Raw genomic sequence first — 16,386 nt, 5'->3', positions numbered from 1 at the left:
GAGCCAATATTTCAGGTTAAATGAACTTAAACTGCGACGCAGTAATCACCGTGCTCAGAGAACCTGGGACTGTAGGAATAGAATTCAACACAGCCAAATCAAAAGCTGGGAGACTGTCATCAGCAGCATTCGGATCGAAGCCGAGAACATACTTGTTGAAAGTATTATTCAGATACACAAAGAAAGCTCCTGTTTTGCCCGAACCATTCTGATTTTTCAATACTGCATTCACTGCTTGAGCATTGTCGAATTTATTTTCAAACAAAATGACTGATTGCTTGCTGATATTGTCTCCGCCACTGCCAATATTTCTGACGATAAAACTGGTGAAATCGTTAGCAGTGCCAGAGTTAGTAAATCCACCAAAGTTTGCGGATCTGAACAAGAAGTTATCGTTGCCATTACCGTTGTTAAAATCAGCAATAATGTCCACGCCTTCACTAGGATTTTCGTAGTAGAAGAAATCATTGCCAGCATCCCCGGTGAGTAAGTCAGAACCAGCACCGCCGCCGATAATATCATTGCCCGCACCGCCAGAAAGCGAGTCATTGTCATCAGCACCCAACAGCAAGTCGTTGCCGAAGCCGCCACTAAGACTATCGCTGCCAATGCCACCATCGATGGTGTCGTCTCCGGCATCTCCCAACAGCGAGTCGCTACCAACTTCGCCCAAGAGATAGTCATTGCCCGCACCTCCGAGTTCAGTATCGTTGCCCTCTCCACCCAAAATGGTGTCGTCGCTGTCGCCACCGGAGATGGAGTCGTTATTGATACCGCCATCGAGGAAGTCTCTGCCGATACCGCCGTCGAGGATGTCATCACCAACACCGCCTTCGATGGAGTCGTCGCCAACCCCGCCAAATAAGGTGTCGTTACCAACGCCGCCAAGTATCGAGTCGTCGCCAACTTCGCCAAGTACGGAGTCATTGCCTGTGCCACCGTCAATGGTATCGCTACCGTCACCGCCACTGAGGATGTCGTTGTCATTACCCCCAAACATCAGGTCATTACCCACCCCGCCTATGAGGGAGTCGATGCCGTCTTCGCCGTCGATGGTGTCATTGCCTTCGCCTCCGTCGATGGTGTCGTTGCCTGTAAAACCTAGCAGAGAGTCATTCCCTGCTTGACCGAGTTCTAGGTCGTTGCCGGCTCTACCGTCGATGATGTCGTTGCCATCACCACCACTGATGGTATCCTCTCCCGGACCCCCGATGATAAAGTCGCTCAGGTTGCTGCCTGTAAAGCTGCTGGCTGGGAGGTTGCTGCGATCGACGATACTATCTACAACGGTAATACTGAAGGATGCCGGTCCGATCGTCCCAGAACCGTCTGACGCTGTAAACGTAAAGCTGTCGTTGCCCCCAGTCGGTAACAGGTTGTATTTGATGATGTTGTTATTGATATCATCTTGGGTGAATTTACTGCCGACATTCAACAAAGCAGTACCCCTTTGGATAAAGCCTTTGTTGGCGTTAGGGGCTTGAGTAATCGTGTAAACAATTTCCGACGCCGTGTTGTCGCTGTCTGTAACTAACAAATCGGCCGCCGTAATTGTCCCAATCGGAGCGCTTTTAGCAACAACTACACCATCATTAATTGCTAGCTTCGGCGGGCTACTGACGTTGATTGTCGCTACCGCCTGACTTGTACCTCCTCTGCCATCTGAGATGGAGTAACTAAAGCTGTCGGCACCAGAAAAGCCAGCATTCGGGGTGTATTTGAAACTGCCACCGCCCACAGGAGTCAAACTCCCCTTGCTGGTGGCGGTAAAAGTGGTAACAGTCAGAATGTTATTGTCTGGGTCAGTGTCGTTTAACAGGACGTTGAGACTCAGTGTTTGTCCCGCCACGGTGGTGAAGTTGTCGTTAACTGCCTTTGGAGCCTGATTGAGCAAGGGAGTTGGAGTCGGTGTTGGAGTCGGTGTCGGATTGGGTGTTGGGGTTGGATTTGGTGTTGGTGTCGGATTGGGTGTTGGAGTTGGAGTCGGTGTTGGAGTCGGTGTTGGAGTTGGAGTCGGTGTTGGAGTCGGAGTTGGAGTTGGTGTCGGATTGGGTGTTGGAGTCGGAGTGGGGGCTGGAGTCGGTGTGGGGAGAGGGGTAGCGCTGCCGGGAACTGTCTGGCCAATCACAAAACTGCTGCGGCCGAGGGTTCTGCTGTCCACTCCAGGCAATACTGCTAAAAAGTCGCCACTGACACCGTTGCGAATAATCGTACTGCCTGCTTTGGTGTCGCTGCTTTGGAAGATGATCAAATCTTCAAACTTGAGGTCTCCACCTAAGCCAATTAGATCTTCGCCAATGCGAAAATCTGTAAAAATATCGGCATCACCAATGTCAGGGCCGCCGCTGGTGATAAATACCGGGTCTGTGGTGCCACCAATGCCGGGAGAGCTAACACGGGCCATGACGAAGACATCTTTGCCTTCGCCTCCTGAAACTAAGTCTTTGCCTGTTTCTCCCCACAGAACGTCGTTGCCAGCACCACCATCGATGATGTCCTCGCCAGCACCGCCGAAAACGATGTCGTCTCCATCATTGGCAAAAATTGTGTCCGCGCCGACGTTGCCGTAGAGCCAGTCGCCTCCTTCGTTGCCAAATTCCAGGTCGTCGCCGTCGCCACCGAACAGGGAGTCGTTACCTTGGTCGCCCCAAAGAACGTCATCACCTCGATCGCCAAACATACTATCATCACCCAAGCCACCGCGCAGGCTGTCACCGCCTTTGCCACCGAAAGCTGTGTCTCTGCCTTCCCCTCCCACTACGGTGTCGTTGCCGTCATTACCATAAAGCAGGTCGGGGTTATTTCCCCCGTCTAGGGAGTCGCTACCTTTCCCTCCGTAGAGCGTATCTAGTCCTGAACCGCCGTCGAGAGCGTCGTTACCTGGTCCACCGAATAGTACATCATCATCTTCGTTGCCAAATACCAGGTCGTCGCCCTCCCCACCTTGGAGGTTATCGTTGCCTTGCAGCCCAGAAATCACGTCGGGGCCGATACTGCCTATCAAGGAGTCATTTTTGTCTGTACCGCGGATAATCCCGCCGATGATTGCGGGTGTCGTGCTGCCACCTGTGCCCAAGGTGTCGTCTATCCCCCCAAATGTATCGTCGGCGGGAGTTGGCGTTGGGGCCGGAGTGGGCGTTGGGGGGGGAGTTGGCGTTGGGGTTGGCGTTGGGTCTGGAGTTGGCGTTGGCGTTGGGTCTGGAGTTGGAGTTGGCGTTGGCACCGGAATAAATGGTACTGCTGATGGCATAATTTTGGCTCCTTTACACAATGATTATGATTGACTTTCAAACTGATTGATATCAGTTAGTTGCCAAAATTTTGGCCTTACATTGATTAATAATCTCATTCTGTTCTAACATACTAAATTAATTGGGCAATGGGTAATGGGCAATGGGTAATGGGTAATCGGTAATCGGTAATCGGTAATCGGTAATGGGCGGATTAAACGGCAGGGATTGGGTATTGATGTATAGCCTTTCTCAGAAAGATGAGGTACTCATGGGCATAGGGCATAGGGCATAGGGCATAGGGCATAGGGCATAGGGCATAGGGCATACCTCACTTTTTTGAGAACCGCTATACTTGCTATTGGTTAGGGGAAGTAAAAACTAACAAATAACAAGTAACAACTAAGTAAGTCCACGTAATTAAATGCAAGATCCAAATCGCTTAAAAGCTTACTGGCTTGCGATTATTCACATCGATCTTCTTCCTTCTACTTAACTAATTTATTCTTCCTTCTTGTTTCTGGTTTCTACCTTCTACCCATCGCAGGTCTTTGATAAGAAACAGAGTTGTGAATTAGAGGCAGAAGTGGCCCGGTTTGTTCTTGTCCGTTGACGGCGAGTTCGCTGTGGCATAGGTAAAGTTGGGAACAGCGACTTAACAAATCTACCAGAATTCGCCGCAGTCGCTGTTGTCCTTCTGTTTCTTCGTCTTCACTTTCCCACGATCGCCCCTGTTGCGATCGCCAAAACAAAGGAGCACCATACAGCGTAGCCGCACCCCCACTCAGCCACAGCGGCGAACCCGCATCTAGCCAAAAATGCCATTGGTGGGCGCGACGACTGCTGCGGTACTGAAAGATATTGGCGATGGTGACGGTTTGACCATCGGGCCCATCTGGCCTGACTGGAAAGGGGTTGGCGGTGACGGTTCCTTGGCGCAATAAATGAATAAAACGGGCGATCGTCTCGGAGTCGCCACCAGACTTTGGTTCTATTTGCTGCATTCGTCCGTCTATTTCCCAATAGTGAGTGGCAGTTTCCATTAATTCTCGCAGGGCTGCTAGTCGATCGTAGGCTAGGTATCGATCGAAGATCAGAAATTTTTGGATAGCGCGATCGAGCAGGGAAATAGGACTCGGCAACAGTCGCTCCTGTTGTTGCCTCCGCTGTTGTTCGATCCACTCCACAATGTCTTCGTAAGCCGCCGCCGCTCGGTATCCGAGTCTGTCCCATCGAGGAAAGGCTGTCAACGGTAACAATGGGGGTCGATCGAGATTGGGACAAAAACAGTGATCGGCAATTAAACCAGCTCTCACGGGGTCGATCGATTTTAGATGTGGGATTTTAGATGTGGGATTGTTAGCCTCTGCTTCCGGTTCCTCTTCCCATGGGCGGTTTCTCTGCCTGCTTAACACTACCAGCATTTCCGCTACTGCGTCTCGATCGACTAAACGGCCTAGTCCCGGATAAACTAACGCTAGCAATGTCAGCAAAGCTCGAATCGCTGGGGTACTTGACAGGGGACGCTGATCGTTGAGGGATTCCGTGGCGATGTTGTCGCGGGCTAAAATTTCTGTGAGGGTGTAACGGGCGATCGCATCTATACCAGGAGCAATTACGGCTATCTCCCCCGGTGCCACAGCCTTTGACTTAACCGCCTCAGCAATGATTTCAGCGGTTTCTCGCAGCAGTTGGGCCCGTGAGGTAGTTTGGATCGATCGCACCTCCACAGGAAAACTCAAACCAAAAGGATAAAAAGCATCAAAATTAACAGCTAAATTCACCGCTAACTCACCAATATCTTTAGCTAAACCTGCTTTTCGATCCAAGTATTCCACTGTGGCACAGCGTGTTTCCAGTTGAGCCATATATTCAGTATCAGCCCCCAAGCCCAAGCGCACTCCTCCATCTGGATTGTAGGTGAAGGCCCCCGTCGCCCCTGAAGACAGCAAAAACTCCAACAAATCGCGACTGATAGCTGGATAATCATCCACATCGTCAGCGATGACTGCTTGATATCGCGAGGCTAAACGCTCTTGGTAAGTGGGATTCTGCAACAGATAGCGCCAGTAGAGTTCCCCAATCATCCCGTAAGTCAGCAGCCCCCTTGTCAAACACCATTCCCGCCATCTTCCCAGCAACTCTCCCATGGTAGTCCAAAGACGAGTCTGGCCACTTTGCTGAGCAAATCCCTGTTCCAGAATAGTGGGAATTGTCTCCATCGGTGTCCCGCTAACCGCAGCCAGTTGTAACAAATCTAGAGTTCGACGCACCATGCGATTTGGACTTACCCCTGTTTGTTGCAAAATCCCTTCGTCTAGCTCGTGACGCCATAGTCTAGTTGCAAGTTCCAGTTCAGTTTCAGGTTGCAGCCGCAGGGGAAATTGAGTCCTCAATTCCAGGGAATCCATTAGCAACGGCCAAAAAAGCATTACCTCCTGCTCGAAAAAGCCAAAGGGTGTGGTTGAGTTAAAGGTATATTTTCCTTGGGTGGCGACGGCGATGCGATCGGCCAATTCCAGGCGATTTTCTCCATTAGCTGCTAAAACTAAAATTGCTCGGCCAGTCTGTCCCAGCCGGCGATGGCCAGAACCCAAGCGACTTGAAACTGTTGCTGACAGAGGCTTAACAGTTTTGCTCCACAGGCAGAACTGTTCAATTAGGCGACTGGTTTTGCCACTGCGAGCGGCTCCGACAATCCAAATTGAATCCGAAGACACGATTTCTAATCTAAGTAAGTTTGCTACTATACCATGAATACTTTAACTACTAATCCCACGGTAGACTAACCAGCTTTAGCTATGAATACTTCTCCCTGGAACAGATTTGTAAAATATCTCTACAGTGCTCGCCAATGGTATCGAGAAACGCCGGAAAGAGCTCTAGAACAAGCCTACGAAGCTGCTTTGGCAATTAAGGCGATCGAAGACGAGCATTTTGGTGGTCAACCCATTGGCGATCGCGCGGGCGATTACGGAGACAGCACTTTATCTTACTTTAAATCCGATCTACAAAAATACCTCAAAGCCATTCAAACTAGAATGGTTGAGTTTAATGCCAGCCGTGCTTTTTTGGAACTACCAGAGCGGGTGGCTGCTCAACCGAAGAGTGGAGTTTTGGTCGATCGTTACCACCGTGGATTCGGCATAGATACCAAAGATCGAGCCTCCCTTGTATTTGAAAAGTTAGAGTTTATTGATAGAGTCATCGCCCGCTACATTAATCGTAAACCCACGGCTATTGTACCAATTTCTAATAGTCCCAATCTTCCCATTAGTTCTAAAACTGGCAGTCCTCAACCTTACCAAAATAATGGTTCCCCTAACTCCATCCCCAGTGACGCTGAGGGAGTTGATACTTATACTGAGGAAGTGAGTTTATTGCCCCGATCGCTTTTGGGGACGTTGAATCGCATTACTAAAGAGTTAGATCCGGCCGCCGAAAAAGAAGTAGTTAAAAACTTTCGCAATTCAAAAGTAAAAACAGTCATTTCTTTAAGGTTTATTTTACTTTTGATATTAGTGCCGCTGTTGACTCATCAAATCGCCAAAAATTTTATAGTTGGACCGATAGTCGATCGCATAAGAACGAATAACAATGCTCCTGTTTTCATCAATGTTGATTTGGAAGAGGAAGCCTTTAAAGAATTGGAAAAGTTTGAGCAACACCTGAAATTTCAAACATTAATTGGTAGGGCTCCAGCGATTTCTCCAGAAGAAACCGAAAAGAGAATTGAAGAAAAAGCTCTGGAAATAGCTGAAGAATTCGGGAGTGAAAGCTCTGGGGCTATCAAAAATGTATTTGCGGATTTGATTTCCGGTCTGGCTTTTGTGATGATTCTCCTCACCAACAAGAAAGAAATTGAAATTGTCAAGTCTTTTATGGACGATGTGGTTTATGGTCTCAGTGACAGTGCAAAGGCTTTTGTGATTATTTTGTTTACCGATGTGTTTGTCGGATTCCACTCACCCCACGGTTGGGAAGTAATTCTCGAAGGTGTATCAAGACATTTCGGACTACCAGAAAATCGGCAGTTCATATTTCTGTTCATTGCCACTTTTCCTGTGATTTTGGATACCGTCTTTAAGTATTGGATATTCCGCTACTTAAATCGGAGTTCCCCTTCTGCTGTAGCTACTTACAAGAATATGAACGAATAGGGAATGGGGAATGGGGCATTGGGCATTGGTTAGTTGTTATTAGTTATTAGTTATTGGTTATTAGTTATTAGAACCAACAACTAACTATAGCCATCCTCGCATCATTTGTGAATTTCTTACTCCCTCCCCTTAATAACTGGAGTTTAGACTAAACAGCTATTAAATCACGATCGTCACCGCACTCACCAACGGCAACGGTCGCTGGCGACAAGTTATGAGGCTCAACCATAAGATAGAAGTCCAGTAAGCCATCTACAAGAATTTATGTAAAGCACAGGATGCTACCTTTGAATTAATGGATGCAGTCTTGCTGACGAGAACAGCTCAAAGTTGAGCCGATTTATCGTTGTCTTGTGTCTTTCGCCGTCAATGGTCGAGTGTCTACGAGGCAGTGCAAGATACGCGACCCGATCGAGAGCAATTAATGAAACTTTACATCGCACAAATCCCGCAGTCAGAACAGATTGTCTTAGCAGGCGACCATACAAGTTGGTCCAGACCTCATGCAAAAACCCTTAAAGAACGCACTTACGAACATTCGCCGTCACAATTAGGAGGTCGTCCGGTAACAGTAGGATATGGCTACAGCACATTGGCATGGATACCCGCAGAACAAGGCAGTTGGGCCCTGCCATTTTTGCACGAACGAATTACCAGTTGGGACTCTCCGAGCTCGTTGGCGGCTCTATTTAACAAGATTTGCGATCGCTCACTGGTATCGTTTTGCTAAAAATCGTCTTCATTGGACTGTTCCTCAATTAAGTACGCCTGCCCAATGCGATCGATGGAGATCGCCAATCCCGACAAGTTGGAGTCGCATTAGCCCCTTACCAACTGGCATGAATTTCGATCCCGCCAGCCGCACTTTCAGAGTTGACGATAGCTTGGCGCGCGATCGCAACTACTGGATTCGAGTAACAGCCAAAGATGCTGCCGGTGCATCGGATATAGCATTTTTTGATTTTTACAATCGAGGTCTGGGTTCTGTTATTGACGGCTATATCGCTGGGGCTACTGTTTTCTTGGACGCTAACAAAAATGGCGTACTAGATGCCAGCGAACCATCCGCAACAACTGGTCCAAAAGGTGAATACGGACTCGATATTCCCTTGGAGACGTTTGACAAAAATCAACATGAATGATACTCATTTTATTTAAAGTTTTGGTAAAGATATGACAGCGCTCAAATCGGAATTTATTTGTATATTTTATAGCTTTTTAAGTATAAATCTTAACAAAGATATTTCAGTAATCGTATTATTTACTCTACAATATATAAACCCGTGTTCTAAATAATCGCCGACAGTTCGTTGACTATCTTGACTCGTCCCTTGAGCACAGAACGCAACAAACGGTTCATGGAGTTTCTGTCTTCGTCTTCGAGAGATTCGTCCAAAACCGCGGCCATCAAGCCATAGCGATCGGCTATGGTCAAAGTGCCAGTATCGCTCACAGAAGCAAGTATTTCTGAAATAGCGCCGGGAATCAGTTGAATGAAAAACATGAGATGTTGATTGAACTCTACATATATATCATCTCTGGTTCTCCCAAAATCCCTGGTGATGCCGGCATCGTATATCTGGTGATATTTTGATACAAAGTACGTGACATTAGGCACTCTAATTGTGTGATGCTGAGAACTCACAGACTACGATCCATGTCACAAAAATATTTTTAGCGACCCAAATCTAAATATTTATTAATTTTTTTAACTCACTAGGCATTTTTACTCGTTTATGCAAAAAACGCATGGGTGATACGCTAAAAATTCATAAAACTAGATGTTTTGTAAAAATTGCTACGAATATTTACGGTTAAGGGATTTACATTAGTTCACAACCAAGGCGCACAGAAAGGTGGCGATCGACCGAAGCATCCTTAGCAACTATTACCAAAGTAGTTTCGTGGCTGTCTCAGCAGCACCTAGTAAAAATCTAATCTATAGATAGCCAACGATGCTTACAAGAAATGCGATCGAGTAACTAGATATACAGTTTTAAATCAGTAAACTCACTAAGGTTAGCGAAAAATCACACTTTATGCCCCAAGTCAATAGCTCCCCCAACAAACCAGCCGCGAGGGTAAACCCATGACCCAAACCGTAGAACCCAAAGCCAGCTTAAACAAATTTGAAAAACTCAAAGCCGAAAAAGACGGCTTAGCGCTCAAAGCGGAACTGGAAGACTTCGCTAAAATCGGCTGGGAAGCAATGGACGCAACAGACCGCGAGCATCGCCTGAAATGGCTAGGTATCTTCTTTCGGCCGGTCACGCCCGGAAAATTCATGATGCGACTGCGCTTACCCAATGGCATCATCACCAGCAGTCAAACCAGAACCATGGCAGAAATTGTACAACGCTACGGAGATGACGGCAGCGCTGACATTACTACCAGACAAAACCTGCAACTACGTGGCATTCTGATCGAAGACTTGCCAGATATCTTCCACCGCCTCAAAGAAGTTGGCCTGACCAGCGTCCAGTCTGGTATGGATAATGTGCGAAATATTACAGGCTCGCCAGTAGCGGGCTTAGACGCAGACGAACTAATAGACACGCGGGAATTGGCTTATCAAGTTCAAGACATGATTACCAATTGTGGCGAAGGTAATCCCGAGTTTTCCAATTTACCGAGAAAATTTAATATTGCGATCGCAGGCTGTCGTGACAACTCAGTCCATGCCGAAATTAACGACATCGCCTTTGTCCCCGCTTATCAAGACGGCAACATCGGTTTCAATGTTTTAGTCGGGGGTTTCTTCTCCGCCAAACGCTGCGAAGCCGCCATTCCCCTCAACGCCTGGGCAAGTCCTAGCGACGTTGTAGATTTGTGCAAAGCTATATTAACTGTGTACCGCGATCGCGGGCCCAGAGCCAATCGCCAAAAGTCCCGCCTCATGTGGCTGATTGACGAGTTGGGCATCGAACAATTCCGAGCCCAAGTAGAACAGGAATTAGGCCGTACTTTGCGGACTGCTGCGGCCAAAGATGAAATCATCTGGGACAAACGCGATCACATCGGCATTTACGACCAAAAACAATCAGGTTTAAAGTATGTAGGTTTGCACGTTCCCGTCGGCCGACTTGCAGCAGCGGATTTATTCGACTTGGCGAGAATTGCCGACGTTTACGGCAGTGGGGAACTCAGACTCACCGTCGAAGAAAACGTGATTATTCCCAACGTTCCTGAATCACGGATTGAATCCTTGGTTAAAGAACCGCTGCTAGAGCGTTTTTCCATCGACCCCGCACCCCTAACACGAGCCTTGGTTTCCTGCACCGGTGCCAAGTTTTGTAACTTCGCCCTCATCGAAACCAAAAGCCGTGCGGTGGCGATGATTAAGGAACTGGAAGCCGAACTCTCAGTACCCAAACCAGTGAGAATTCACTGGACTGGTTGTCCCAATTCCTGCGGTCAACCCCAAGTAGCAGATATCGGTCTCATGGGGACAAAGGTTCGCAAGAATGGCAAAACCCTCGAAGGTGTTGACATTTATATGGGAGGTACTGTCGGCAAAGATGCTCATTTGGGTAGCTGTGTCCAAAAAAGTATTCCCTGCGAAGACCTCAAACCTGTGCTGATGCAAATTTTAGTGGATAAGTTCGGGGCGGTTCCCAAGACATCTGAGGAGGTAGCTTCTCTCAACCGACAATTGCTATTGACGGTTGACGAGGGCGAAACCACCGTTCCGGGAGCGAAACCTCAGACATCTACTGTCATTTTCGCTCGATCGGGCAAAGAAGTTGCTTGCAGCGAAGACGAGTTCATCCTCGATGTTGCCGAACGTGCCGGAGTCGAACTCGATAGCAGTTGCCGCTCAGGAAGTTGTGGCACTTGTAAGCAAAAACTCCTCAAAGGCGATATCGCCTACGATGGCGAACTTGACGCGCTCAGTGACATAGAACCAGGGTTCATTTTAACCTGTAGCGCGCGGGCGATCGGCAAAGTGACCATCGATGCCTGATCTCACAATGTGATATCCGAGACTACCAAATAGTATGATGTCACTGCAAAGGAAATGATTTGATTGTGTGCGAACAAAGTCAAGCAATCTCAAACCTAGATTTTTGCTTTCCCAGGCACCAAGTTCGCACAAAATCTCACACCTTTATCTCACATAATCTCAAAGTACACCAAAAATTCAAGACACATGAGCAACCTTTCTAGAAGAAAATTCATCATCACCGCCGGAGCAACAGCAGCCGGCACTCTCCTAGCCCACGGTTGCAGTTCCGGTTCCAGCACCAGCAATAGCACTGGCAGTCCCAGCCCCAGCGCTTCCTCTGGCACTCCCAGCCCAGCAGTCAGCATCAACCCCGCCGACGCCCCAGAAGTTACCGCAGCCAAGCTCGGATTCATTGCTCTAACTGATTCAGCGCCCTTAATTATTGCCCAAGAAAAAGGCTTATTTGCCAAGTACGGCATGAAAGACGTGCAAGTTACCAAACAAGCATCTTGGCCTGTTACACGCGACAACTTAGAACTCGGTTCCGACAAAGGTGGTATTGACGGGGCCCACATTTTATCCCCCATGCCTTACCAGATGACATTGGGCACTATTACCAAAGGTAATCAGCCAGTGCCGATGAACATTGTGGCGCGGTTAAATACTAATGGTCAGGCAATTTCCGTCAGTAAAAAATACCTAGATTTAAAAGTAGGTACTGACAGTAAAGCCCTCAAAACGGCTCTCGCTAATCAAAAAGTTGCGATCACCTTTCCTGGAGGTACCCACGACTTGTGGATGCGTTATTGGTTAGCAGCCGGTGGTATCAATCCAGATACAGAGGTTTCCGTGATTCCTGTTCCGCCACCGCAAATGGTAGCTAACATGAAATCCGGCAGTATGGAAGCCTTTTGTGTAGGCGAACCTTGGAATGCTCAGTTAGTTACTCAAAAGGTCGGATACACTGCCTTAGTAACAGGAGAAATTTGGAAAGATCACCCAGAAAAAGCCTTAGCTTTAAGAGCAGATTGGGTGACAAAAAATCCCAAAGCTGCTAAAGCAATTACCATGGCTGTCTTGGAAGCTCAACAGTGGTGCGACAAGCCTGAAAATAAAGACGAAATGTGTACAATCATTTCCCAAGATAAGTGGTTGAAAGTGCCAGTTGCAGACATTATCGGTCGCGCCAAAGGTCAAATTGATTACGGTACTGGTAAAGTTGAACCAGCCAGCACCTTAGCGATGAAATTCTGGGCGGACAATGCTTCCTATCCCTACAAGAGTCACGATGCTTGGTTCATTACCGAAAATATTCGCTGGGGTTATATGCCGGCGACTACCGACATCAAAGCAACGGTTGATAAAGTTAACCGGGAGGATATTTGGAAAGCAGCGGCGACAGCAATTGGTGTTCCCGCAGCTCAAATTCCGGCTACCACTTCTCGCGGTGTGGAAACCTTCTTTGATGGTGTGAAATTTGACCCAGATAAGCCAGAAGAATATTTGAAGGCTCTGGTAATCAAGAAGGCATAATTAGTGAACAGTTGACAGTTGACAGTTGACAGTTGACAGTTGACAGTTGACCATTTTTTAAATTGAGTGGAGTTGGGCGGAGCGAAACGCAGGGTTCCTAACTCAACCCACCCAATCCTCACAGGGATTCTGTTCAAAGTATCTACAAATAATCAATTATTCACTAAACAGCACTCAAAAATATGGCAACAAATCTCTCTGTTTCTAAAAGCAAAAATCCTGTAGATTTCATTCTGAATCAAGTTCAGAAAAATCGCAAAAAAATTATCCGTCCCCTAGTGGCGATCGCAGTTCTGCTGATAGTTTGGCAAATCCTCTGCCACGATGCCTCATCGTCGTTACCAGGCCCGATCAAAGCCGTCCAAGAAAGCTGGAATTTGATTATCAATCCTTTCTTCGACAACGGTGGCACCGACAAAGGCTTATTTTGGCAACTTGCAGCCAGCTTGCAACGGGTGGCGATCGGCTTTACTTTAGCAGCAGTTCTCGGCATTGGTTTAGGAATCCTCATCGGCACAAACTCCCTAATGTTCGATGCCTTAGACCCGCTGTTTCAAGTATTCAGAACAATCCCGCCCCTGGCTTGGTTGCCGATCGCCCTGGCAGTATTTCAACAGTTCAATCCCTTTGAAGCACTGGGAATGAAAGCTAACGAAGTTTCAGCGCTTTTCGTGATTTTAATTACAGCAATTTGGCCGATTTTAATTAACACTACAGTAGGCGTTCAACAAATCCCCCAAGACTACAGAAACGTCGCCCGCGTCTTGCGCCTGCCCAATCAAAAATACTTCTGGAAAATCTTGCTTCCGTCTTCAGTTCCTTACATCTTCACTGGCTTGAGAATCGGTATTGGTTTGTCTTGGCTGGCGATTGTAGCTGCGGAAATGTTAGTCGGCGGCGTTGGCATCGGGTTCTTCATCTGGGATGCTTACAACAGTTCTAGACTCAGCGCGGTGATTCTGGCTGTGCTTTATGTGGGAATTGTCGGTTTGATTCTAGACAGAATTGTCGGTTTCATCGCCTCCAAAGTTGTTCCTGAAGAACAGAAATAGAATTTGGAAATGGGGAATGGGGAATGGGGAATAGGGAATAGGGAATGGGGAATGGGGAATGGGGAATGGTTGCAAATTAAAAACTGCCAAAAATTAGTTGTAAATTAATTCCCAATGCCCAATTACCAACTAGCTATTACCAATTAGCTATTACCAATTAGCTATTACCAATTACCAATTCCCAAATAACAATTAATAATTAGCATCTGCTCTGTAAAAATTACCCTAAAAAAATCATGTCAGTATTTGTTGAAGTAGACCACGTAGACCGCGTATTTAACTTACCCAATGGTGAGCAATATATCGCGCTCAAAAACATTGAACTAAAAATTAAAAAAGGAGAATTTATCTCCTTGATCGGACACTCCGGTTGTGGTAAATCGACACTGTTAAATATCATCGCTGGACTGGATCAAGCAAGTCAGGGCGGGATTACTCTAGAAGGGCGCGAAGTCCGCGAGCCTGGCCCCGATCGCATGGTAGTGTTTCAAAATTACTCCCTGCTACCTTGGCTGACAGTCCGCGAAAATATTGCTCTAGCGGTGGATGAAATCTATAGAGATATATCTAAAGAAGACCGAGATTTAATTATCGAACACCACATCGCCTTAGTCGGACTGCGACACGCCGCCCACAAACGTCCAAGTGAAATTTCTGGGGGGATGAAACAACGAGTGGCGATCGGCCGCGCCCTCGCGATCCGCCCCAAATTGCTGTTGCTAGACGAACCCTTCGGCGCATTGGATGCTTTAACTCGTGGCGGTTTGCAAGACCAGTTGATGAAAATTTGCGAAGAAAGCAAAGTAACTGGGGTTATGGTAACGCACGACGTTGACGAGGCCTTGCTGCTGAGCGATCGCATCGTGATGCTAACCAACGGGCCCGAAGCGCAAATCGGGCAAATCCTCGAAGTCAACATTCCCCGCCCCCGCAAGCGCATGGAAGTAGTCAACCACCCCAGTTACTACGCCCTGCGTGGCGAAATGGTTTACTTCCTCAACCAACAAAAACGAGTCAAACAGCGTCGCGCAGCCCAACAAAAATCAGCACAACAAGCCCCAGCGGTAGTTGTATCCCGCAACGGCTTGGAAAAAGTCAACCTCGATATCGGCTTTATTCCCCTCACCGACTGCGCCCCCTTAATAGTAGCCAAAGAAAAAGGATTCTTCAAAGCCCACGGTTTGGAAGAAGTCACCCTCGTGCGGGAACCTAGCTGGAAAGAAATCGCTAAAGGAGTCGCCCAAGGACGGCTGGATGCAGCGCAAATGGTGGCAGGAATGCCTATCTCCATGCTGCTAGGCTTAGAGGGCGAAGTGCCAGTCCCCGTCTGTAGCGCCTTAACCTTGTCCCGCAACGGCAATGCCATAGTCCTAGGCAAACACCTTTACAATCAAGGCATTCGGACCTTGGAAGATTTGAAAGTCGCGATCGACAGTACCCCCGACAAAGCTCACACCTTGGGCATGGTATACTCGGCCTCGATGCACAATCTGCTGTTCCGTTACTGGCTGGCCGCTGGGGGCATTGACCCCGACCTTGATGTCGGCTTAACCGTGATTCCGCCCCCACAGATGGTAGCCAATTTAAAAGCAGGTAACATCGACGGTTATTGTTCAGGAGACCCATGGAATTCCCGTGCAGTCAACGACGGTATCGGTTTTGTCGTGGCCCGTTCCTTGGACATTATGCCAGGACACATCGAAAAAGTCCTGGGTGTTCGCGAAGATTGGGCTCAAAAATATCCGAAAACTCACGTCGCCCTAGTCAAAGCCCTTTTGGAAGCCTGCGACTACTGCGACGATCGCCGCAACCGCCAAGAAATTTTAGAATTGATTTGCCGAGAAGAATATATCGGTGCTGACCCCAAAGATGTGCGTCCGGGCTTCCTAGACCCTTACAATAACGGTACGACGACCAAACCGGAAATGGTTTACAACTTCAATCAGTTCTACGTTGACAAAACCAATTTTCCCGATCGCCTGGAAATGCTCTGGGTGACGGCGCAAATGGCCAGGTGGGGCATGATTCCATTCCCGAAAAACTGGGTGGAAGTAGTCGATCGAGTTTTGCGCCCGGATGTGTTTGGTCAAGCAGTCAGAGAATTAGGTTTGCCAGATGTCGGTCGCGATCGTCGTAGCATTGAACTATTTGATGGTAGTGTCTTTAATCTAGATGACCCGATCGAGTATCTAGAAAACGTCAAAATCAAGCGTAACGTCCGCATTGAAGAAATCTTAATTGAACCCGTAGGCAGTCAGTGTTCAATCAAACTGCCTGCCGCATAATCAGGAAGTCAGTAGTCAGTAGTCAGTAGTCAGTAGTCAGTAGTCAGTAGTCAGTAGTCAGTAGTCAGTAGTCATTAGTCAGTAGTCATTAGTCAGTAGTCATTAGTCAGTAGTCAGTAGTCATTAGTCAGTAGTCAGTAGTCAGTAGTCAGTAGTCAGTAGTCAGTAGTCAGTAGTCAG

General features: G+C 47.7%; 10 protein-coding genes and 1 pseudogene. 8 read left to right on the top strand and 3 right to left on the bottom strand.

Annotated elements, in window-relative coordinates:
- Positions 1–16 precede the first annotated feature (16 nt).
- Positions 17–3,250 carry an Ig-like domain-containing protein gene (locus tag P2A85_RS23170; RefSeq protein ID WP_377475715.1) on the bottom strand — a complete coding sequence of 1,078 codons (3,234 nt, stop codon included), beginning with the start codon at positions 3,248–3,250 and terminating at the stop codon, positions 17–19.
- Positions 3,251–3,757: 507 nt separating this feature from the next.
- On the bottom strand, positions 3,758–5,950 hold the full coding sequence (locus P2A85_RS23165) for a recombinase family protein (RefSeq protein ID WP_377475714.1): 2,193 nt from the start codon (positions 5,948–5,950) through the stop codon (positions 3,758–3,760).
- A gap of 81 nt (positions 5,951–6,031) precedes the next feature.
- On the opposite strand from P2A85_RS23165, the gene P2A85_RS23160 reads away from it, so the two are divergent.
- From P2A85_RS23160 to P2A85_RS23150, 3 genes are all read left to right on the top strand, one after another.
- A complete protein-coding gene (locus P2A85_RS23160) occupies positions 6,032–7,390 on the top strand; it encodes a proton extrusion protein PcxA (RefSeq protein WP_377475713.1) in 1,359 nt (452 codons plus the stop codon).
- A 346-nt stretch (positions 7,391–7,736) separates the two neighbouring features.
- Positions 7,737–8,120 (top strand): hypothetical protein, encoded by a 384-nt coding sequence (locus P2A85_RS23155; RefSeq protein ID WP_377475712.1) that lies wholly within the window; start codon positions 7,737–7,739, stop codon positions 8,118–8,120.
- Positions 8,121–8,229: 109 nt separating this feature from the next.
- Positions 8,230–8,532 carry a hypothetical protein gene (locus P2A85_RS23150; protein WP_377475711.1) on the top strand — a complete coding sequence of 101 codons (303 nt, stop codon included), beginning with the start codon at positions 8,230–8,232 and terminating at the stop codon, positions 8,530–8,532.
- Positions 8,533–8,678: 146 nt separating this feature from the next.
- Here P2A85_RS23150 and P2A85_RS23145 read toward each other — a convergent pair whose 3' ends face one another.
- The gene (locus P2A85_RS23145; protein ID WP_340523574.1) at positions 8,679–8,894 is read right to left on the bottom strand and encodes a hypothetical protein; all 216 of its coding nucleotides are present in this window, start codon (positions 8,892–8,894) and stop codon (positions 8,679–8,681) included.
- A 585-nt stretch (positions 8,895–9,479) separates the two neighbouring features.
- On the opposite strand from P2A85_RS23145, the pseudogene P2A85_RS23140 reads away from it, so the two are divergent.
- The 5 genes and pseudogenes from P2A85_RS23140 to P2A85_RS23120 all read left to right on the top strand — a co-directional run.
- Positions 9,480–11,009 (top strand): annotated as a pseudogene (locus P2A85_RS23140) (ferredoxin--nitrite reductase); the annotation flags it as partial.
- Complete coding sequence (locus tag P2A85_RS23135; protein WP_377481652.1) at positions 10,983–11,354, top strand: 2Fe-2S iron-sulfur cluster-binding protein; 372 nt, start codon at positions 10,983–10,985, stop codon at positions 11,352–11,354. The pseudogene P2A85_RS23140 and the gene P2A85_RS23135, both read left to right, overlap by 27 nt.
- A 186-nt stretch (positions 11,355–11,540) precedes the next feature.
- Positions 11,541–12,869, top strand: coding sequence for a CmpA/NrtA family ABC transporter substrate-binding protein (locus P2A85_RS23130; RefSeq protein ID WP_377475710.1), 1,329 nt, complete (start codon positions 11,541–11,543; stop codon positions 12,867–12,869).
- Positions 12,870–13,051: 182 nt separating this feature from the next.
- The gene (gene ntrB, locus P2A85_RS23125) at positions 13,052–13,921 is read left to right on the top strand and encodes a nitrate ABC transporter permease (RefSeq protein ID WP_340523560.1); all 870 of its coding nucleotides are present in this window, start codon (positions 13,052–13,054) and stop codon (positions 13,919–13,921) included.
- Positions 13,922–14,157: 236 nt separating this feature from the next.
- Entirely contained in the window at positions 14,158–16,206 is a 2,049-nt protein-coding gene (locus P2A85_RS23120) for a nitrate ABC transporter ATP-binding protein (protein WP_377475708.1), read from the top strand.
- The last annotated feature ends 180 nt before the right edge of the window (positions 16,207–16,386 follow it).

It is taken from the genome of Microcoleus anatoxicus (assembly GCF_042465725.1).
GTDB classification, from domain to species: Bacteria; Cyanobacteriota; Cyanobacteriia; order Cyanobacteriales; family Microcoleaceae; genus Microcoleus; species Microcoleus anatoxicus.
This window is presented reverse-complemented; position numbering and strand designations above follow the sequence as displayed.